The organism is Microbulbifer mixtoriginis (SeqCode) (genome assembly GCF_052467705.1).
Genome location: NZ_CP174322.1, coordinates 4,274,349 through 4,294,915 on the forward strand (window position 1 = coordinate 4,274,349; position 20,567 = coordinate 4,294,915).

16 protein-coding genes and 1 pseudogene are annotated in these 20,567 nt (G+C 47.1%); 10 read left to right on the plus strand and 7 right to left on the minus strand.

Going from position 1 to position 20,567, the window contains the following annotated elements:
• Positions 1-581: 581 nt before the first annotated feature.
• Positions 582-824, plus strand: a complete 243-nt coding sequence (locus tag ACJJIB_RS18710) for a hypothetical protein (protein ID WP_444887148.1) — start codon at positions 582-584, stop codon at positions 822-824.
• Positions 825-929: 105 nt separating this feature from the next.
• The gene (locus tag ACJJIB_RS18715; RefSeq protein WP_444882698.1) at positions 930-1,523 is read left to right on the plus strand and encodes a hypothetical protein; all 594 of its coding nucleotides are present in this window, start codon (positions 930-932) and stop codon (positions 1,521-1,523) included.
• Positions 1,524-2,221: 698 nt separating this feature from the next.
• On the opposite strand, the gene tenA is transcribed toward ACJJIB_RS18715, so the two are convergent.
• Positions 2,222-2,887: a thiaminase II gene (gene tenA, locus ACJJIB_RS18720; RefSeq protein ID WP_444882699.1), complete on the minus strand. Its 666-nt coding sequence runs from the start codon at positions 2,885-2,887 to the stop codon at positions 2,222-2,224.
• 311 nt (positions 2,888-3,198) lie between these two features.
• Here tenA and ACJJIB_RS18725 point away from each other — a divergent pair, with 311 nt between their 5' ends.
• Positions 3,199-3,450: a hypothetical protein gene (locus ACJJIB_RS18725; RefSeq protein WP_444887149.1), complete on the plus strand. Its 252-nt coding sequence runs from the start codon at positions 3,199-3,201 to the stop codon at positions 3,448-3,450.
• Between the two features lie 284 nt (positions 3,451-3,734).
• Here the strand turns inward: ACJJIB_RS18725 and ACJJIB_RS18730 are convergent, their stop codons facing one another.
• Both ACJJIB_RS18730 and ACJJIB_RS18735 read right to left on the minus strand, forming a co-directional pair.
• On the minus strand, positions 3,735-3,995 hold the full coding sequence (locus tag ACJJIB_RS18730; RefSeq protein ID WP_444888946.1) for a putative phage abortive infection protein: 261 nt from the start codon (positions 3,993-3,995) through the stop codon (positions 3,735-3,737).
• A gap of 357 nt (positions 3,996-4,352) precedes the next feature.
• A pseudogene (locus ACJJIB_RS18735) lies at positions 4,353-4,683 on the minus strand (transposase); the annotation flags it as partial.
• Between the two features lie 306 nt (positions 4,684-4,989).
• On the opposite strand from ACJJIB_RS18735, the gene ACJJIB_RS20955 reads away from it, so the two are divergent.
• From ACJJIB_RS20955 to ACJJIB_RS18755, 5 genes are all read left to right on the plus strand, one after another.
• Complete coding sequence (locus ACJJIB_RS20955; RefSeq protein WP_507021848.1) at positions 4,990-5,217, plus strand: transposase; 228 nt, start codon at positions 4,990-4,992, stop codon at positions 5,215-5,217.
• A gap of 700 nt (positions 5,218-5,917) precedes the next feature.
• Entirely contained in the window at positions 5,918-6,100 is a 183-nt protein-coding gene (locus ACJJIB_RS18740; protein WP_444887150.1) for a hypothetical protein, read from the plus strand.
• A gap of 198 nt (positions 6,101-6,298) precedes the next feature.
• Entirely contained in the window at positions 6,299-9,982 is a 3,684-nt protein-coding gene (locus ACJJIB_RS18745; protein ID WP_444887151.1) for a S8 family peptidase, read from the plus strand.
• Between the two features lie 14 nt (positions 9,983-9,996).
• Positions 9,997-10,377 (plus strand): hypothetical protein, encoded by a 381-nt coding sequence (locus ACJJIB_RS18750; RefSeq protein WP_444887152.1) that lies wholly within the window; start codon positions 9,997-9,999, stop codon positions 10,375-10,377.
• Between the two features lie 588 nt (positions 10,378-10,965).
• Positions 10,966-11,235 (plus strand): hypothetical protein, encoded by a 270-nt coding sequence (locus ACJJIB_RS18755; protein WP_444887153.1) that lies wholly within the window; start codon positions 10,966-10,968, stop codon positions 11,233-11,235.
• 199 nt (positions 11,236-11,434) lie between these two features.
• Here the strand turns inward: ACJJIB_RS18755 and ACJJIB_RS18760 are convergent, their stop codons facing one another.
• Positions 11,435-11,767 (minus strand): hypothetical protein, encoded by a 333-nt coding sequence (locus ACJJIB_RS18760; protein WP_444887154.1) that lies wholly within the window; start codon positions 11,765-11,767, stop codon positions 11,435-11,437.
• A gap of 650 nt (positions 11,768-12,417) precedes the next feature.
• Between ACJJIB_RS18760 and csrA the strand changes: the two genes are divergently transcribed.
• Positions 12,418-12,606, plus strand: a complete 189-nt coding sequence (csrA, locus tag ACJJIB_RS18765; protein ID WP_444887155.1) for a carbon storage regulator CsrA — start codon at positions 12,418-12,420, stop codon at positions 12,604-12,606.
• Positions 12,607-12,796: 190 nt separating this feature from the next.
• Here the strand turns inward: csrA and ACJJIB_RS18770 are convergent, their stop codons facing one another.
• Both ACJJIB_RS18770 and ACJJIB_RS18775 read right to left on the minus strand, forming a co-directional pair.
• On the minus strand, positions 12,797-13,981 hold the full coding sequence (locus ACJJIB_RS18770) for a serine hydrolase domain-containing protein (RefSeq protein ID WP_444887156.1): 1,185 nt from the start codon (positions 13,979-13,981) through the stop codon (positions 12,797-12,799).
• 57 nt (positions 13,982-14,038) lie between these two features.
• Positions 14,039-14,884 (minus strand): alpha/beta hydrolase, encoded by an 846-nt coding sequence (locus ACJJIB_RS18775; protein ID WP_444887157.1) that lies wholly within the window; start codon positions 14,882-14,884, stop codon positions 14,039-14,041.
• Positions 14,885-15,104: 220 nt separating this feature from the next.
• Here ACJJIB_RS18775 and ACJJIB_RS18780 point away from each other — a divergent pair, with 220 nt between their 5' ends.
• Complete coding sequence (locus ACJJIB_RS18780) at positions 15,105-17,282, plus strand: winged helix-turn-helix domain-containing protein (RefSeq protein WP_444887158.1); 2,178 nt, start codon at positions 15,105-15,107, stop codon at positions 17,280-17,282.
• Between the two features lie 218 nt (positions 17,283-17,500).
• Here the strand turns inward: ACJJIB_RS18780 and ACJJIB_RS18785 are convergent, their stop codons facing one another.
• On the minus strand, positions 17,501-20,308 hold the full coding sequence (locus ACJJIB_RS18785) for an Ig-like domain-containing protein (protein WP_444887159.1): 2,808 nt from the start codon (positions 20,306-20,308) through the stop codon (positions 17,501-17,503).
• Positions 20,309-20,567: the final 259 nt, after the last annotated feature.

Here is a 20,567-nt window from a genome sequence, read left to right on the forward strand (position 1 = left end):
GAAGGCTGCAACAGCCACCAGATATGGTTCCTAGCCTGAGGATACCTGAGGCACACAACTAGCCTAGACAGAAATTTCAGCTCAATTTATAGACTAAAAAGCTAGCCCCCATAAACTATTAATGGAATTTGTTATACGCCCCATCAATAACGGATAACATCATCTTTGCAAAGACAAGCCTGGAGCCGATCTCTGCTTCTAATATTTTTAACTCTGGGTGCCCGATTGTATTACGAGGGCATTGTTACTGGCATGTCTGGAAGGAGAGCTGACAGCTGCATCTTGTACCAACGTGCATACTGGCTCTACAAATACCGGAAGGGCAGACCGTGCCCCCACCACAGACTTGGCCGGCGCACTCACCGCCACCAAGAAAAAGCATCTGACAGCAATTACAGACCCTGCTGAAGTTGGGCACCCACTAACAGCCATAGACGAATACCAGGGCTCCCCAGTAGTAAGAGCAGCCCTAAAACTATCCCCCTCTCCTATTCTGCCCCCCTGGAGAATTGCGAAAACTTGAGTAGGCGGAAATCAATTGGGATGCCAAGCACATAGAACTACCCAGCGAAAAAATAAAAATGGACCCGCCACACATTATTCCTCTTGCTGAACAGGCTCTAGCCTTACTGCAAGAACTGGAGCTGCTAACAGGCTTTGGCAAATATGTTTTCCCATCAGCTCGATGCCAGAGCCGTCCACTGCCTGATAACGGTGTGAGGACTGCACTCAGGTCACTGGGCGATGACAATCAAACCATGACTGCCCATGGCTTCCGTGCAATAGCTCGTACTCTATTCGACCACGACACTCGGCAGATTTGATTTAGAATTCGCGTATTCATCAAGGAAAAAATTGAATGTGGCACATGCATCTCAAATCAGAGAGGTGGAACACATTCTTCAATGGATTTACGAGGATAAAAGGGTATGTCTATCAACGAACATGCAACCAAGATACAGGTGAGTCGACTGGTTAATACCGCTCTGGCAGCGATTAAGGATAAAGATCCGAGACTTGATCAGACTCTGGTCCACACCTTGGATCAACTCAGCTTAATCAGCCGGAACCTGAATACTGCCAAACATAACGTACAGCACTTTGGTGGAATTATGGCGAGCGGCGCTCATGGACAAAACGCCTACCGAGCCAATCAATCCATGAACTCGAAGCTTAGGACCCTCTCATCACTTGAAGCCTTCCTCGCAGAAGAATGGAACAAGCTTGGTAAAGCAGTTGACGCATATAGGAAACAGCTACCATGGGACGGCAAGACCGAATTGGAACTCCTGGATATGCTTGCGGGAGAAATCGAGTCGTTCGATAAATTACTTAAGAAAAACGTCATTCAGGTTCCAAAGCACCAGTCCAATCCACATCAAACGATAACCCTTCAAAGAGAAATCACCCAATTAAAGGCAATGCCCGCTCATACAGCGCCAAGTATGCTTGTCTTAATTTCCATCGGCCTTCGGTTATTTGCAATGTACGTCGGTTCTAAAAGAGTGACTAGCAATAGATAGTCTCGATTTCCCTTTTGACAGCTCGCTAGGCGCTGAACGTTTTTCATCCGGCAGGCTCAATGCCTGTCGGAGCCTTCTAAATAAGTGGGGTCAGATCAATATTGTGTTAGGAATACCCACATTTCTACCCATTAACCAACTTAAAAAAATACCTTAAAGAACCCACTTAGCCACTCACCTCAAAAAGAACAAAGCCTCAACCATCGATCATATGATGCACTTATACACGAGAGAAAGGTTTATCCACAATCAAGGAGGCCGCTCGCCTGTTGACAATTGTTGACATCGATAAAGGTTTTTTTCACATCAGTAAGCGCCCCAAGAATGCCTGCTGAGGCATGACACATAGAGAGAGCCTAGGGCACAGTTGATCCAGATAAATCACGCGCCAAATGGGGGATTACTTTGCTTTAGTGTTGGGGTTTTCTTTCGGATTTTGTGATTAAACCAAATAAAAACCGAGCAAATACGATAGCTACAGCAAACGATTCAACTCCCGACATCTCCATCAAATCGAAGAGGGTCAATTGCAAGGTCGGCCTTTTTATTACCTGTACCACACCATAAAAAACCTATAACTCATTTTGGGTGGGGCAAACCCTCAAGTAAGGCGTTTTTACTCTCTACAGCTAAACCAACTTTTTTATCACGCAACTTTTACTTGTCCTTGCCTATGAGCTGAAAAGCTATTATTCGACTCAAGTTGATAGATCAAGCCCTTGTTGCCAGAAAGCAATTTCCATCCTGGTAGCCGTAGTGAAATGTTTCTGAAGTTGCTTGGCGCGATGTGATTCATTAGGTATTTCGGCAATCAACTCATTAAAAAAATCTGTAGTTAATTTGGCCGCCTTCTGGCACTCAGGGCCTGAGTAGAGTTCAATCCACTTCGTATAAGGATTACTTTTTGTCGTATTACTACTTCGCTGAGAAAGAAACTGGCCAATGTGCGCATAGCCCAGCGCACAGGGTACTAGCGCGCCATAAAGATCAGCCAGATCTCCCTGTAAACCCACATCAATTAGATAGCGGGTATAAGCAACCGTAGCAAACCCTTCAGGGATATCCATAACGTCAGACTCCTGTAAACCCCACTCAAGGCAATAGTCCATATGTAAGCTGAATTCATGCTCTATCAAGTTGGATAATGACGATATGGTGGCCCGCATTTGTACGGGATTCTCGCATTTGAATACCGCAAGAGCGAAGGCGCGAGCATATTGAATCAGATACAGGTAGTCCTGCTGTAAGTAATGCTGAAAGCATGTCTTGTCTAAGCTACCATCGCCAAGTTGGTTAACGAATGGGTGATGAACAAACAGATCCCATTCCTTCTGGCAGCCGGCAATAAGGTCTTGATGCGTCATTTTGGCATCCGATTAAAGGGACCCGAAAAGTCCTAGATAACTTTATGACCACTGTAGCTCACAATGCGTAGCTGCTTTACAGGAATTCAGCACCTTTCGTGAGATCTTAAAGATGATTGTGAATAAGAGTCACCGCTAAACTTGGTACTTGGGGCACTAAATTAGCAACCACCCGCATATTATGGTGGGCGGCTTGGGGGGCCTTGTGCTCGCCGTTCCCTTGTAGCGGTAGTTCCAACCCATACAGCCCGCCGCCCAATTGAGATTGGAACCTCAAAAGCAGCGGCTCACTTATACAAGGAGCCCAAGCCATGGCAAACCAAGCCCCAGCCGTATCTACCCCTCAAGCAGATAACCTCCTTGATCGTTCAATCGATATCGCAAATCTCAGCCTAGAGTCAATAAACAAGCTACGGACTCTTTTCCATAGTATTAGCCTGATATCCAAGAGCAACACCACCAGCCAAGAGCTGGCAGTTATCGGCGCTCACCTTGCCGATGAGTGGGCAAACCTAATCGACCGTGAGCGGGAAGACCTGGAGCGCCGGGAGAGCAAGCAGTAAACATGAGGACTGCTACGCCCAAATTATTAAGAAATATTAGGGTGGTATCGGGAGTGGGCAGCCTAAACAGGGATGCAGAAAAGTTGAGGTGCCTTCCTGGCCGCGCGAAATTACTGAGAAATGCTGAGGTATCCTCTCAATGTTATTGGATAAACAATCCCCCCTGAAAATTTAAAGTATACTTCAAGATTCTGTATAGTCTTTTTCTATTGGTGGTGATTTTTCATTTGAACTCAAAAAACCAAACGCATGAAGGAAATAGATATCATCGTGAATATCTTTATCTAGCAATAAATTAGGATTTTTTTGAAAAATTTATGGCGCTCAATTAGCAGCCTGATTTTCTCACATCCCTTTCCATAGAGACAATTATAAAAAAGGACTGCCAACTGATGCGAAGATAATTGCGAACGAACCACCCTGACATAAAGCTTCGTATCATCTCCACCTTTTTCATCAATAAACTTCAGTGTTGAGTACAGGCTTCTAAAATAATGACTTAAATCTCCTTCATGGCTTTTATATATGATTCCGTGTGCCTTTATCGTTAGTGCGGCATCTGGTTTCCCTCAGAGGGCCCATCCAACGATACGGCGAGCGTGTAAATCTATAACGGTTTCCAAATAACACCAGCTTTAACCAGCCCAGATATAGGTAATGTCGCCACACCAAACTTGATTGGATTTCTCAACATTAAACTGGCAATCAAGTTCATTCGGTATATCTAAGCGCTCGAGTATTGCTCTCTTATACTTATGAGGACCAGGTTGTTTACACGCTAAGCCGACCTCACACATTAGTCTTCAGACTTTAAAGCATCCGATTGATGTCCCTTGCTCATAAAGCAAACCTACGACTGTACGACTTCCTGTAGAGCTACGGCTGCGCTCAAAGACTTCAATGACTTTGGAATGGAGCTGCATTCTGGGTACATCAACAGAGCTCTTCTTTATCCTGTATTCGTAGTAGCATGGTCGAGGTATTCCAAACGCTCTGCAGGCGATTGACACGGGCTTCAAGCGCCTGAATTTTCTGCTGCTCAGTGGTAAGCGCTTTACTTGCAGGCGTCCCTCCACTCAGCTCTGCCTCTAGTTGCTTCACCCATCGGCGGATAGCCGTTGTACCAATATCCAGCGACCGGGCTGCTTCAGCAATTGAATAGCCCTGATCTACCACCAAGCGGGCAGCTTCTAATTTAAAATCAGAAGAAAAGGACCGGCGTTGTCTACTCATTGATCACCTCTATTTTCGATGGCAACTTTACCACCTAAATTGGTGTCCGGGTTTAGTAGACCACTAAATACCTGAGGGATATCATCGGCCGCCCCCCGATTCCCACCCTTTTTATAGACTCAAAAAACGCCCACAATGCAATGTGTATTTTTTCCTGACTAACTATTACAGCAAAGTTAACTAGTCCGACCTGAAAAAGCCGTTAAGCTTATAGACACTAAAGCTACGTAGATGTACGGCTTAGTCATTTCGACAATTTTTCGCGACTCTGAGTCAAATTTCTGGTAGAAATGTTCAAGGATGATTATGCTCACAGACACCGATCTGTACCAACAAACCAGTTTTCTTGGCACCGATCTCCTTTATCAATTTGATTTATCAGATTCACTGTTATTGCTCTCAAAAGAAATTCCCTGGACAGATTTTAAACGCACTTTTGGGCGCTGCTATTCTGATAGGAGCGGTCGCCACAGTATCCCCATTAATCTTCTCGTCGGCCTACCATTTCTCAAAAAATTGGAAAGTTTGAGTTAAAAAATGTTGTACTCCAATAGAATCGGCCCTTACCATCAAACCTTCTGTGGTTTAAGATTTTTCCAGAATAAAGCCTACTGCCACCTCATAGAACTGGTACATTTTCACACCCACATTGGTGAGCTCGATGTTGAAAAAATTTTTGATATGTCGATACAATTTCATGCCACCCTACTTGAAGCTAAAGCTGTAAATATCGAAACTACAGTACAAGAGAAATTTATTTATTACCTACCCAACGGATGGTAAGCTCGCGATAAAAATTTTTAACCGGCTTAATAAAATCGCTATACATAACAGCATCCAGCAGCGCCAAACCTATACCAAGAGAGAAAAGAAATACGAATTAATCTGCGCTTCTATCGCTATATCAAGAGTGATTTAAGGGAAAAATCGGTAAAACTTCTTCGTACAATAGCTGACATTCTTTTGCAGAAAGTGAGAAAAAATCACCTAAGGGTCTTTTAGATACTTGTCAAGATTATTTTGCACTGTATGAGTGTGTATTGAAACAACAGAAAAATGATAGAAACAAAATCTACAGCCTGAACGAATCACAAGTGTATTGTGTTGCCAGGAGTAAGGATCAGTATGGCAACTAAGCTTCTATTGCCTCCATAGCGAAAAACGGCATTATTCTAATTGCTGTGAATCACCAGAAAAAAATCGCGATAGCAAGACTTTAGATGAAGTGATTAGCATGGACAACGAAGTTAGAGAGCCCAAGATTGAACAGGCCACATGTGATCGAGGCAATCAGGGAAAGAAGGTGGCCGAAGGTGCGAAAATAGTTTTACCCAAGCCTATGAAAAAAAAGATAATCCCTACCAGTGAGAAAAGAAACGGAAAAAGAGTTGGCGTCGAGCGGCAATTAAGCCGTTAATCGAACACCTAAAATTTGATTTTCTACTGTCAAAAAACTTCCTTAAAGGCCCCGCAGCTGGTGCGATCAAGCTTTTCATGGCTGTATACGCCTGAAAAGCTGAAGTGGCAAGAATTATCTCATAAGCCCACGCTGCCCGGTAGTAGAGGTGGGTATTTGTTTTTTGTCAGGGTCGACTACTTAAATAGGAGGTTTACTATGCGTGTAAAACCGATTCCGCAGTATCTGGCAGCGACCGTCTTGGTTGCATTACTGCAACCCGCGGCAGCCAATCCGGGGGAAAAAGCTTCAGAGTCTCGTTCTCTGCAGTTGAGCGTGTCCCGCGAAGACGCGTCTCAGCCCGAGCGCTACAGGCAGGCCTGGCCGGAGGCGATCAGATATCGTCCAGATGAAGAGGTGAGCATTATTATCGAACTGCACGGGGCTTCTGCTGCGGAGCAGGCAGGCTTGCATGCATCGGACACTATTGGCCCACAGTGGGATATGCGCGCTTTCGTCGCCCGGCAGCAGGAGTTGGGCCTGCGCCAACGGCAAATGGTCACCAAACTTCAACAGCGCAAACTAATCGCGAGCCATAGCCACCGCTTTACTCGTGCAGTCAACGCCATCAGTGCAACCGCCAGAGTGGATCAGCTGCCCGCTATCGCCGCCATGCCGGAGGTGCGCGCGGTAACCCGGGACCGGCAGGTGCGCGCTTTTCAGGCCGGCAGTCCACAGCAGGTACGCGCACCCGAGGTGTGGGCAATGCGCGATGCGCAGGACAGAACCGTCGAGGGACAAGGGACCAGCATCGCTATTATCGATTCCGGTATCGATTACACCCACGAAGACCTGGGCGGCTGCTTGGGCAGCGGATGCCGCGTGGTCGGTGGCTACGATTTCGTGAACGATGATAGTGATCCCATGGACGACCACTTCCACGGCACCATGGTGGCCGGCGTGACCGCGGCGGTAGCGCCCGCTGCCAAGCTCTACGCCTACAAAGTGCTGAATAGCGATGGCTTTGGCAGCGAAAGCGACATCATCGCCGCCATTGAAGCCTCTCTGGACCCGGACGGAAATCCGCAAACGGACGATGCGGTGGACGTGATCAATCTGAGCCTGGGCGGCGCGGGTGGAAACAACTCGGTTCTGTCCGTCGCCGCCAACAATGCCATGCGCGCCGGTGTCGTGGTAGTCGCCGCCGCCGGCAACGACGGTCCCTTTCTCAACTCCATTGGCAGTCCCGGTTCCGCGGAAGAAATAGTCACCGTGGGCGCGGTGGATGGGGCGGGCCACCTGGCGGACTTCAGTTCCCGGGGCATGTTCGGTACCAGACTGGACCTGAGCAGTAACAGCATCAAGCCGGAGATAGTCGCGCCTGGTGTGGCTATCTCTAGTACCAACCTGGGCGGCGGCCTCCGCACTGAATCCGGCACTTCTTTTGCCGCGCCCCATGTGGCAGGCGCCGCGGCACTACTGCGCCAGTTACACCCGGAACTGACCAGCACCGAGATCAAGGCGCTACTGGTCAACCGCGCCACGCAGGTGGACGGCAAACTGGCCGAGGTCGGCAACGGGCAGTTAGATGCCTTCGCGGCCGCGAGCGCGCGTTTTCTGGTCAGCCCCCCCACACTGTATGCGGGTCACTTCGGACAGGGCGCTCATGCTCAGAGAAGCCTGCAGGTGACGATTAAAAACCTGAGCGCTCCTACCGAATTTAAAATTGCAAACGGGGGTAATTTCCCCGCCGGCGCCGACTTGGACCTTTCTGCCGACCAGTTCGATTTGGCAGTGGGTGCGAGCAGAGCCGAGCTCGTCGACCTGAATGTCGATCACGGTCAGGTGCCCTACCACGAACCGCTGGAAGTCGCCTACGATTCGGCACTTGAATATTTCTCCGGCGAAGAACGGGTGCGCCTGCCAGTCGCCTTCCATCGTGCGGAGGTGTTGGCCATACGTGAATCCGAGGCGCCGGGGGAATTCTGGTCCTATTCCGCATTGGTGTTCAATGAGGGCTGGTCTGCCAGGGGGAGCCTATTTGATTTCGAGAGTACTGAACCGGTTCTGCATATGGCGGTGCGTGACGAGCCGATCAACATTCTGTTCGGTACGGACGTCTTTGCTGATGGGGAGCGGTATGACGTCTGGCAAGCATTTGAAAACCGACAGGTGTCCGATGGTGAATTGGTAGTACCTGCAAGAGTTCGGGGAGCTGGCATTCCCCCTCTGCAAACAGAAAGTGGCAAGACACTCCAGTTTGTACAACAGTCCCTTGAGGTGACCCACCCCGAACTTCCCGGGTCAGCCATGTTCCAAAGGTACGGTGGGGATATACCGACCACAACCCTGCGTAACCTGCCTGACAGCTTCCATGTCAACTATATGGGCCTGGCGGAGGAAGAGAACACGCACCCGCAGGACCGCAAGCTGTATATGGTTAAGCACAGCCAACAGGGCATGTCTGAAGATCTGCACTTCGATCTCAGTAATTCCGGCAGTACGCAACTGCTGATCGGTAATCCGTTCTGGAATTGGGGAGGCTATACCGTGGGTTACGGGCTGAATACGTATGAGGCCGCTGTAAACTGGTGGTCGTACCCAAGTGAGTTGACCCACAAATCGTCGCTGCTTACCCTGCATGGGCGCGAGGAGGATATCGCCACTTGGCCCACATTTTTGAGTTTGTATGTACCCATAGGGGAAAATCAGACCACAGCGGCCCACAGTAACGAGATTTCCGTCGGCCGCACGGTCTACCGCAAGCTGCGGCCTAGCGATAAAGACTTCACTACCCCCGAGGTAATACTGGAGCGGTCCAACGGAATCATGCTTATGGGTCAGGGCCCCAGGTATTTTGCTGGGGGCCTGCGTAATGACGGCGGTAATCACCACTTGCTTCCCAGCCACATCGGCAGTATTTCTTCGAGCTGGATAATGGACAGCTGGGGCAACGGCTATAGACCGGAGTCCAGATACCACGCCCTGTGCCTGCCCGGCGATAGTGAGTTGAGCAGCAGCGACTTTATTCAAGAATACTTGTTCTTCGCCGACAGCGAATGCACCTCGGTGCAGGTGGATTTCGAGTACACCACGTCTCTCGGTGAAAATGAATATACCTCCAGCGCCCGGGTGCAACTCAACAATCTGGACGGTGCCACCGCGCCGCGCATCGCCATGCTGGAACTGCTGGATGACGGCGTGATTTCACACTTTGCGCGCCGCAACGCCAAGCTGTTTTTGTCCCTCGAAAGCCAGTTGCCGCTCGACTCTGTGACCACTGAGCTGGCGCTGGACGGGGGTGACTGGTTGCAGCTGGAAACCGCACTCGAGGACGGGCGCTACCTTACCCTGCTGCCTGAAGTGTCGGAATCCGCCGTTGCCGACCTGCGCATTGTCGCCACAGACAGTGCCGGCAACAGTGTGCAAAACACGATTCGCGGCGCCTTCGTGCTGGGCTTGAATGCGGCAACGGTAGTGGATACCGATAATGATGGCGCTGTAGACAGCGAAGATGCCCAGCCCTTTAACCCCCGCTTCCAGTTGGCATCAAGTTCAGGCGTGGAGCTCAATTCGGGTACTGCAGACGATCGCGAGGCGAGTCCCGGCGAGAAGGATGTGGTGGTGCAGCTGTTTAGCCTGGAGACGGACGTGGAGTCGGAACTCAACACTCTGACCTTGCAGGCATCCGGCAATGGAGACGACGTACTGGATATCGCCCAGGCAAAACTCTACCTTGACAATAACAGCGACGGAAACCTGGATGAGGACGACACCATACTTGCCAGCAGTGGGTTTCAAGCAGATGACGGTGAACTGACTTTCCAACTCGACATGCCCGGACCGATGGCGCTGAAGCCCGGCGAGAGTCATTTCATCGTCACTTACGATTTTGTGCAATGAAGGAGCACAAACTAATGAACGGGAAAAACTTCATACTTAAATCTGCAGTCTCTGCTCTGCTGTTAATAGCTCTCAGTGCTTGTAGCGGCGGGGGCGGCAGTTCGGATAGCTCCAGCAGCACCGGCGGTTCCGGTAGCACCGGTGGTTCTGGCAGCACCGGCGGTTCCGGCAGCACCGGCGATTCCGGCAGCACCGGCGGTTCCGGCAGCACCGACGGTTCCGGCAGCACCGGCGGTTCCGGCAGCACCGACGGTTCCGGCAGCACCGGCGGTTCCGTATCCAAAACCTTCTCCAGCAGTGTTACCGCCGTGGATATTCGCCGAAAAGACAGCGGTGATTCGCTGCCGGTATCCGGATTGCCTGCTGAGGGCGGTGAAATTACGCTGAGCCAATAAATTGCTTTTGGGTATAGGAAACCTAAAAGCCTTTTTTGTCATCCACAAGTAAACACCAACCTTAACGGTCCACTTTGGGTTCTGTCGCAAACTTTGCGACAGAACCCAACAATAATCACCCTAAGAGCCGCCCTTGGGCTTTGCACAAAAATATCTTCAGTTGCTTAGAGTTTCGCAACCTTTTCCTCATAGGTGGGGCAACCCTCAGCTATTAAACTCCCTTCCCCCTTTCTAGGTAGCGGACTTCCGCTGGAACCCCCCCTCCTCACCGGTAGATAGTACCTCACAACTAAAGGATTATTATTTCGTCAAACTCGAGTAAAAGTCTTATCAAAGAAGGAGCTTGTCCTAGTTTTTATGTGTGGGATCAATCAATCTGGAAGAAGCAGGCCTTGAAAAACAGTGGGATAATGAAATTGATAATGCCTAAAATCTAATTACGAGGCCACCTTACAATGTGCGGCTACTTTTATAGTCGTTGTGGTAGCTACAGTAACTGACAAAAAACGGCTCAAATCACCTCCTATAAGCGCTAAAGGCAAACCCAAAAATCGCCTTTAGTTCGGAATAATTTTATAGAAAAAAATATTGACCCTTAAAATGGTGATAAAAAGGAACGCATACGAACTCACCGCTAGAGATGCAGCCATTCACTACACTAGAAATCCAGCAAACCAATCGACTGAAAATATTATACTCAGCAACAATGACATTTCTTCCGCTGACAAAGAGATAAAGCTTGAAGTAGATCTTGATAGACTTATGGAAAAGCTAATAAATATATTCATTGGCTATACAAAAAATGTGGGCTTTTACCTGCAGTGGATTGAAGAGTCCAACAGGATAAACGACGTTTAAGGTTTATTCACCATCGAGCACAATTCCAGCTATTTCCAGTATTTCGTTTATCCGCTTCTCTAGCGCTATTATTCTCGGCAAGTCAAAAAAGCTGGCCAACAGTTTACGGGAACCAATGAACCAAAATCATCAATAATTCTTCTATCTATTTTTTCTTCATAGACAGAATAGACAATAAATCTCGACTGCTTACCAGTGCCTATCTTTGACTCTTCATAGAAACAGAGGAAAGGTATTGAACAACCTCATCACCGTCTACATTTTCATAAGCCACAGTAGGAGAATCCCATGAAGGCGAAGATATACCCATAAGTAATTTTTTTGGGGCACGCACATTATGGCCCTTATAAGCAACTGTCAAACCTGTAAGTTGGTTGCTGGACACATGGAAAGACAATTTCGTATCACCAAATGCTTCCGGTAGAGAACACATAAAATCTGCTTTATCCGCTTTTAACATCTCAGGAATTCCTGCCTGAGAAATCGTAGAGGAAGAGGCTAGCAGAAATATTAAAGTTCCTACTTTCATCATCCACCTTTCAGCTCTTCAGATAACACCGCCCCACCACATCAAAGACGCAAGAAATTCTAGCGAGTTAAAAATATAAACCAAATTAACAAATAACAAATTCTACAGAGCAATATACCAATCATCTGTCAGATATTACCCCAGAAAACCAGTAAAATATAGGCGCCCAAATAATCTTATTGGATTTTATTAAGTTTTCTTCAGCGCTAAAGCTGCGTAGAATCGAAAGATATTTATCAACATTGTGGGCAGTGATCAAACCAGCTTCTACAAGCCAACAGCCCAAGATAAAACAAGAACACCGAGAATTTTCTAAAAGACGCACTCTCAAAGGAGAACGGTAGCGTGACGTAAGAGTAAGTAAAAGGCGCTGACCCAAGGTGCGGCAACACCTGGGGCCAGCTAACCAAATTGATAGAACAGTTATCAAAATGGCTCCATGAATGGTACGCTAGAAACCCACTCGTCTTCAATAAAAGGTTGCAAATTCAGTAACCTGAGGCGATTCCCCAAGCACTGGGAGTCTAGCGCCCGCCTTTTCTTCTTTTACGCCTACCGTTCTCGCGCCCCTCCTCGTATTTCCAGTTGGTACTTCCCAAGCTTTCCCACTGTGGAACGGCCACTCCATGATTTGATGATCAAAGGAAATAAGCATGTTAATTTTAAAACGCCGGACCGGAGAGAACCTGAGAATTGGAGCTAATGTCTCAGTCACCGTATTGGAGGTTAACGGTAATCAGGTAAAGATAGGGATACACGCTCCCAGATCTTTACCTGTTCACCGAGAGGAAATTTACAGGCGTATCCAAAAGCACCAGAAGGCGGCTGATGAAAACCCTTAAGAGCTGGCTACTTCTAGTGGGGATGGCTCCTAAGCCTCCCCTCCCTATAATACAGTATCAAGTTGCCACGAAGCTCCCTCAGCCCCTCTATTTAACATTAGCAGAAGTGACTGAGGAAGCTCTGAAGTTACTACTTAAACACCCTGCCTATAAAAAATATAGGCCCATAGTTTGCTTTAACTACTTTCTATTAAGTGGATAAAGCAAAGGCAGGCAGAATGCGTTTCTCTATTAAATCCAGGGTTTTATCATCATCACCACGGCCTGTGATCGCAATTACCAAATCCAAATCTTCAATAGAGATCACATACTGGCCACCACCGCCCCAGCCAAACTTCGCCAAGTATTTCTTGTTGCCAACCTTCAGAGGGGTTCGCCAGAAGAAATAACCATAGGAGAAATTGGTGTAGTCAAACTCATCATCTGTAGGAACAGCCACTTTACCAGTAGCCTTGGCAATATACGCCTCCGGTATTAACTGGTGGCCATTCCATTTTCCCTTATTAAGTACCAAAGTACCCCACTTAACCATACTGCGAGATGTCATCATGGCTCTTGACCCAGCCTGGGGCACGCCGCTTACGGCCTCCTTCCAGTGATAGATGTCGATCCCCATCTTTTCCAGTAGCTCTTTTTTAATAAAGTCACTCGCTGAACCAGGGACTACGGCATCCAGAACCAGCATTGCAATCATTGGGTCTGAGCCTTGGTATAAATAGGTTTGCGATTCTGAGGTTATCGGTTTGCTATGGCTCAAATAGATTTGAGCCAGCTTTTTCCCTGTTAACTGCTCTTTGTTTTCCAGTAAGGCGCTCAGTTTTTCCTCTTTAATACGAATTCCTGACTGCATGCTCATGGTATGATTCAATGTAACAAGCTCTGCGCCTTTAACAAGCTGCTTCCGATCCAACCCTTTTAGAAAGGAAATGACAGGCTTGTCCAAGTCTGCCATGGTCAAATAACCTAACTGTATCGCCCGACCAATTGCCAGGGCTGTATAGGCCTTGGTGGCAGATGCTTGCGGGTGAGGCAAGTTTACACGTCCAAGGGAATAGTAGGATTCAAAAACCAGTTTGTTATTTTGGGCGATAAGCAGGCTATCGTAGGGGGTGTGTTGGTTATCCGCTATTTCCTGGGCCAGCTGTTGCAAGCTCTCTTTGATTTTATCTATCTCACCGACTGGAATACCATCTTCTCTATCCGTTGGAGCTGTATCAATAAATGCTTTTTTTAGCTTTGGCGTGGATCTCTCTAGGCTTGGGAGGTCACTACGATAGTCGGCCATATTTATTTCTGGTGCCTGTAAGTCTCCCGCGCCTGCAGTGGCGCTTATGCCGTACAATAGGCCGATTGTGATTAGCTTCTTAAAAATCATCTTATATCCTTAATTTAACTTTGAAGTTTTTATTAATATGACTCGATATGCTATCGATTAATTTTTCAGCTTCTCGGCAAGCCAATAGATACTGCGCACTGAAGTCTTCGGGAAAGCTGTAGTGTGATTCGCCGATTCGATAACCACCGGCTCCAGAGTTAAGTTAGCCAATTTTTGGTCCTTTAACTCCCTAACAAACCTCTCTACCGTAGCGCCCAGCTCCTTCTCTAATTCTCCGTAAGCAATAAATACGTTTGTTCGCTTGGGTATATCGATCAAAGGTTTGTTAAGCTCTGATTCAAGACGAAAATCCATATAAGTGCCTATCAATCTTGATGGACTACCGATAATATAGTTTTGAAAAGTATCCGGTTGGCTTATTAAGGCGTAAACCCCAAAGAGCCCCCCGAATGAGTAACCGAAATAAGTGCGGTTATCTGACTTCGCACGGTAATTGCTTTCGATATACTTAATAACGTCATTTCTTATAAAGGCGAGATACTGATGGGCCTCTCCTTTACATGATTTTTTATCTTTTTTATTAGAGAGAACTGCCGGTTTAAAGTCCCGATATCGACTCGACCATTCTTTTTCGGCAGCGGCCATATCCTTCTGCCAACTAATACCCACCAAAATGGCATCTTCCAGTGCGTATTCAGTAGTGGAAGATAGCATTTCAACCGCCCATAAAGCGTCTGTATAGTAAATAACCGGATGCTTTTTAGTATCACTCTCCTCGTATTTCTCAGGTAACTTAATAAACAGCTCGTATTGTCTATTATTGCTGGAATCCTGAATGGGTATCACTTGGATTGTGGATAACTCCAGGGTCTTATGCTCACCTGCTTTAAGGGCTGTAATAGGTAGCAACAAGAAGAGGGCGACTAGTAAGCGCTTTTTCATATCAGTATTTATACCGTTACATGTGATCGGAGAAGCACTCAATCTAAACAAGGAGCCAGTGAAACACCTGAAGTGCTCCTGATTTTTCGATGACTTTCTGCTGCCTGCATAAAATGTTTACTTATCAATAGCTTAAATGATGCGCTTTAGCTGTAATCAGGGTCTGTGCTAGTATCGATGGCAAAAATTCAGCTCAAATTTTGCTCAGGTAGATACATCAATGGCTTCACAATATTGGGTGGGTGACTTCTTTATTGATTTATCCAGAAACCAGATCACCCGACATGAGCAATCACAAACTATCCCCCCAAAAGCCCTTGCTGTCTTAACCCACTTGGCAAAGCATCAGCGAAAGGTGGTGAGCCAGGATGAGCTACTGTCTGAAGTCTGGCCCGATACAATAGTCACACCGAATACGCTGCAAAGAAGTATTGCGCAACTTAGAAAAGCCTTTGGGGAGGATCGCAAGCAGCAGTCTTATATTAGAACCCATGCCAAACAGGGTTATAGCCTGGAGTGTGATATTGTTTGGCAAGATGGTGATTCTATTCCACAGGATAAGATAGCACCGGAAGAAGACGCTCCCTCTCCAGTTCCCCCTGCACCCCCTGAGCCTGTAATAGATATACAACCAAGTAATCCGGATTATCAAACCCAGCCAGTTAAACCAAATAGATTCCCAATATTTGCGCTAATCGGGATGGTATTATTGATATTTGTTGGATTTAATTACTCTTCACCCAAGCAAAACGATCAGCTTATATTTGATCGATTACAGGCAGTAACGGCTACGGATCACAAAGAGTTTGGCCCCTCATATTCACCTGATGGTGAATATATTATATTTAATCGTTATTTGGATAAGCTCTGTGTGAATAAAATCTGGGCCAGGAATATACATACCCAGCAGGAAACGGAATTAACTCCCGAATGGGGTACTTATGGCCGCCATACATTATCTCCGGATGGCAAAAAACTGGTATTTATTTCAGAAGAAGACTGTACCATACCGCTAACCCAGAATACCTGTTACAACCTGATAAGCCTGGACTTCCAAAAGGCATTAGTAAGCCCACAGCAGCCAAATATTTTAATGCGCTGTAGGAACTCGGCCATTAAGAATCCCGTATGGTTAAATAACAATGATCTCGCTATTTTGCATAAAGAGACTAACCGTTGGCGCTTGATCAACTATTCAGTCAGGGATAATACCAGTCGAGTCCTTTATGATCTGGAAGAGGGAAACCTAGCCCACTTTGATTATTCAATCAATGACGATTTAATAGCCGTCACCAGCTATCATCAAGATGGCCAGCTTTATATCGATATGCTCGATTCTAAGGGGGCGCTTTTAACCAGCCATCCGATTGACTATCCAGATGAAATATCTGAACACAGAGCCATTTCCCCTAACTTTTCACCGAGAGAGGATGAGCTAATCTTTAGTACAGGACGAAGACTCTTCTCTCTCACCTATGATGGCAAGGTCAGTAGAATTCAGTTACCTCTGGACCAGTCCGCCAGCTCTCCAGACTTTCATCCAGATGGACATAGGGCACTGGTTATTAAAGGGCAATACGATAGTGATATTGCCTCGATTCCGCTAAACCTGCCGGGGGCTAGCACCACACCTTCAGAAGAAGATGTCAGCACAATTTACCCAAGCGCTACCCGATCGATTTCCGGGGAGGATGACGGCATTTTCCAACCCAATGGCAACTTGATTGCATTTACCTCCAGGCGCTCTGGTGAAGACCAGGTGTGGGTAACTGATGGCAGTGATTTACGGCAGGTATCTCAGTTTCCAATCGATACCAATATCAACGGTATCCATTGGGCTGCCGATGGAAAAAGTATTCTGGTAAATGCCAATAACAAGCTCAATAAAACTTTCTTGGATGGCCGTGTAGAGAGCTTGCCCCTGAATGCGCCTGTTGATCAGCTCTTCCAGTGGAACAGTATCGATAATTCAGCGTTACTATCCTTGACGATTAAAGGGGTTACACAATTTGCAGAAGTCTATTTAGATAGCCTTGAGCCCAGGTTTATCAATGAAAAACAAGTTAGCTGGGCCCAGAGGACTAAAAATGGCCGACTGATCTATATGGACCATATGAACCGCTTCTGGCAACCTGGCGCCGCGGAAGACCAGCTTATCGAGAAGCTGGTTGATCAAGGTAGCGAAAAGAGATTTGTTATCGAAGATAATGTGATTTACTCAATCAATCAAAACGATCAGCTGTGGTCATACAATCTCGACACCGATAACTTTTCCATTTTGAAGGCAGTGCACAGGGATATCGATTACTTAACCGATGTTAATCAAGGAAACCTGATGATTACTTATGTTGTTGCCGCTAAAAAGGAAGTGGCTGAGCTTTTTTTAAAAAATAGATAAGCCAAGAAAAAAGTTTAGGAGAATTTAGGCTACCCAATATTGAATACAGAGAAGTAATTAAATTATTTGGAAGCTTACAAAGTCGACATAGGCATACTGCCATCCCAGTAGAAATTACAATATTGGTTGAGAACCACTTTATAGTCTCTGCGAAAAATTAAAATCCACATTTCAGGATAGAGAAATAGGGCCCCTTAGAGCAGGGACCCTGTTGCTCGTTATTTGGAAGCTAGTGCACGTTGGCCAGAACGTAAGTCGATAACAACGACTCCTCTGACACCAAACATACCATTGTCATAGGCAAAGATTCTGCGGCCATCTGCATCAATGGTCAGGGAGTCAAGACTTGCCACTGCAACACCACCACCTCGACAGTCGCTATCACACCCCTTACCGCTGGAGAGGGTTGATTGTGAAAACCCATCCAGGTCGATCGCTACCAGACTTCCACTTTCAGTACCTACCAGAAGACGGTTACCAGTTGGATCCAAGACAACGTCAGTAGGAATCTGGTCTGTGGTACCACCGTGCACTGGCGCAGCAATAATTTTCCTGTCGCCAGTAGCCAGATCCACCTGCCAGATACCTCCGATATCACCGACTCGAGAATCGCTGACAAAGGCTCGGTTGTTAACGAGATCCAGTGCTAAGCCCTCGACGGAGTCAAAGAAGGGCGAGGAGCCAGTGTAGTTATCGGAGATAATTTCCCTGTCACCGCTGTCAAGGTCGACGCTCATCAGCCCTGAGGCCTGTAATAAAAGCATACGATTGTTAGTGGCATCCAACTCCATAGCCTCTACGAGACCGTAGAACTCAGGACCCTCACCTATATCTGAAGCAGAGACTACCTCGGGTTCACCGCTTTCTAGATCAATCTTGAGCAATCGATCGGAGTATTCATCGAATATATAGGCGTTGCGACCTGACTCGCCGGAAACGATTGTAGACGCTACCACGCGCGGCGAGTCGTTCGGATCAAAGTAAGACACAATGGTACGGTTGCCGTTCTGCAAATCTATTTCCGCAGCTGCGTGATTACTTTGGGAGACCACCAATAACCGGTCGGTCGAACGACTATAGCTCACATCGTGCCATCTGTAGCTGGGTCCCGTCCCGACATGGTTGGAGGAAATTTCTGCACGATCACCAGTAATGGGGTCAACGGACATGAGCACCGGATCGATAAGAATTCCAGAAACCAGCAAACGATCGCTATCAGCCCCCCGGCCAATTGACCAAGGGTTTTCAAGTCGCAACCCTTTACCTTTAGTCCAACTAGTTACAACTGATCGATTACCAGTTGCAATATCCACTTGCAGAATATTCTGGGCGCTACCGTTGGCGACATAAATTTGATTACTATCAAAATCGACGATTAAATCCATTGGCTGGTAGACAGGTTCACCACTACCAATACCATTACCGCTTATTGTCGTTCTATCGCCGCTGGCAATATCTATCCTAAGAATAGAGTCGGTACTATCATCACCCACGTACAGCTGTCCATTCGCCTCATCTAATGCAACACCCTTCGGGTACACCATATCTGCACCAGTACCCGTCGGAGATGATGAGTTTGAGCTGGATATCACGGAGTAATCCCCGCTCGACAGATCAAATTTAATAATCTCTCCATAAGTTCCCGCTGCTCTTGTGGTGTAAGCTTCACCTCCAGAGTCCGTCAGGGTCAGTGAGGTGAGGTCTCCCGATACCCATTTGGTCAATTGCGTGCGGTCACCGCTGTCGCGTTGGACAGAGTAGATACTCCCGTTATCATCTAATACGATAAAGTAGTCATTGGCAGGATTGCTGCGTATTTCAGGGAAGTTTTGTTCCATATCGATCGGATCGAATGTCGGGCCTGAACCAACCGATGGCCCAGAAATCACTCGACGCGCACTGCCTACCTCAAATATCGTTCCTAAAAAGGCGTCGGCGAAATACCAGCCTCCGTAAAAGTTGTCATAGGACACACCGATTGGGTACGAGATTGACAGCTCGTTCTTGACGATGATTGATTCTTGAACCGTTTCACCAGTGACGAACTGGCTTGAGAGAGCGTAAGAATGTCTACCTTCACTAATTGGAGTATCAAGATACCAGGTTGAAGGAGAAGCTGTGTCCGCAGTCGGTGACTGTCCATCGAGAAGGATATTAACCAATTGCTCAGAGGCATTCTCACCACTTTCTAGGTTGAACACCCTGGCAGTAAGAGCGATACTGGAAAGCTTCCCACCCATATTGGCACCGCCGGTCGGGAAAATGATGCGAGCCGAAGGTGTCGGTAGATTAGTTACAGCGATCTGCAACGAAAGCTGCTTCGCGAGCCCTTCACTATCGGCGGCACTGATGAACAGCTGATAATTGTTATCCTCGTCACTATCCGCAGGCGACTCAAAATCTGGGGCCGTGTTGAAACGCAGCTCTCCACTAGTTGAATCAATAGAAAACAACGCAACATCAGCACCACCGCTCAAAGAATAGGTAACCTCGTCCTTATCTGGGTCCTTAGCCGTAGCGGTGTAAAAAATACCGCTAACACCTTCTTTGACTGTGATCTCAGCTGCAGAAGAAAATTCTGGAGCGCCATCATTAACATCAACAACAGTAATTACAATTTCCTGGGTTGATTGGCCGCCGTTACCATCGCTGGCCTCGACCGTTACCCGGTAGACGTTATCTCCATTTGAGTCGGCAGGATTCTCGAAATCCGGTGCAGAGCCAAAGCGTAACTGGTTTCCATTCTCGATTAAAAAACGGGACTGATCTTCACCACCGATAATACTGTAACTGATACTGTCTCCATCAGCGTCACTAGCCGATAGTGTGAGTAGAGCACCGGAACCATCTTCCCGGAAAGCTATTTCGCTTGAGGATAAGAACACGGGCGTACGATTGGATGGACTATTGGGGCTGCCACTGTTCGAACCACCATCGCTCGAACCGCTTCCACCACCTCCGCTACAGGCTGACAAAAAAATTAGTGGTAAAATTGTTGTCAATGTTTTTCCGAAAAACTGCTTCATATTCGGCTCCCTATTTAAAGGATCATTATAATTCTTATGATGCCTTGAATGCCAAAAGCGATGTAACCTCTAATCCTACTCCTCTTAGATGCTTTCGACGCATCAAGCCATTTAAGATTTATATTGCTGTAGTAATCTCGCGATCGGTAAGTTTCGTAAGTTGTACAGAAGTGCCACTTTATCTATCGCAACGAACTCTTTACTGATTTCCGTTAGAAGGTGACAACACAGGTTTAGTGAATATAGGTTCCGCCACTAA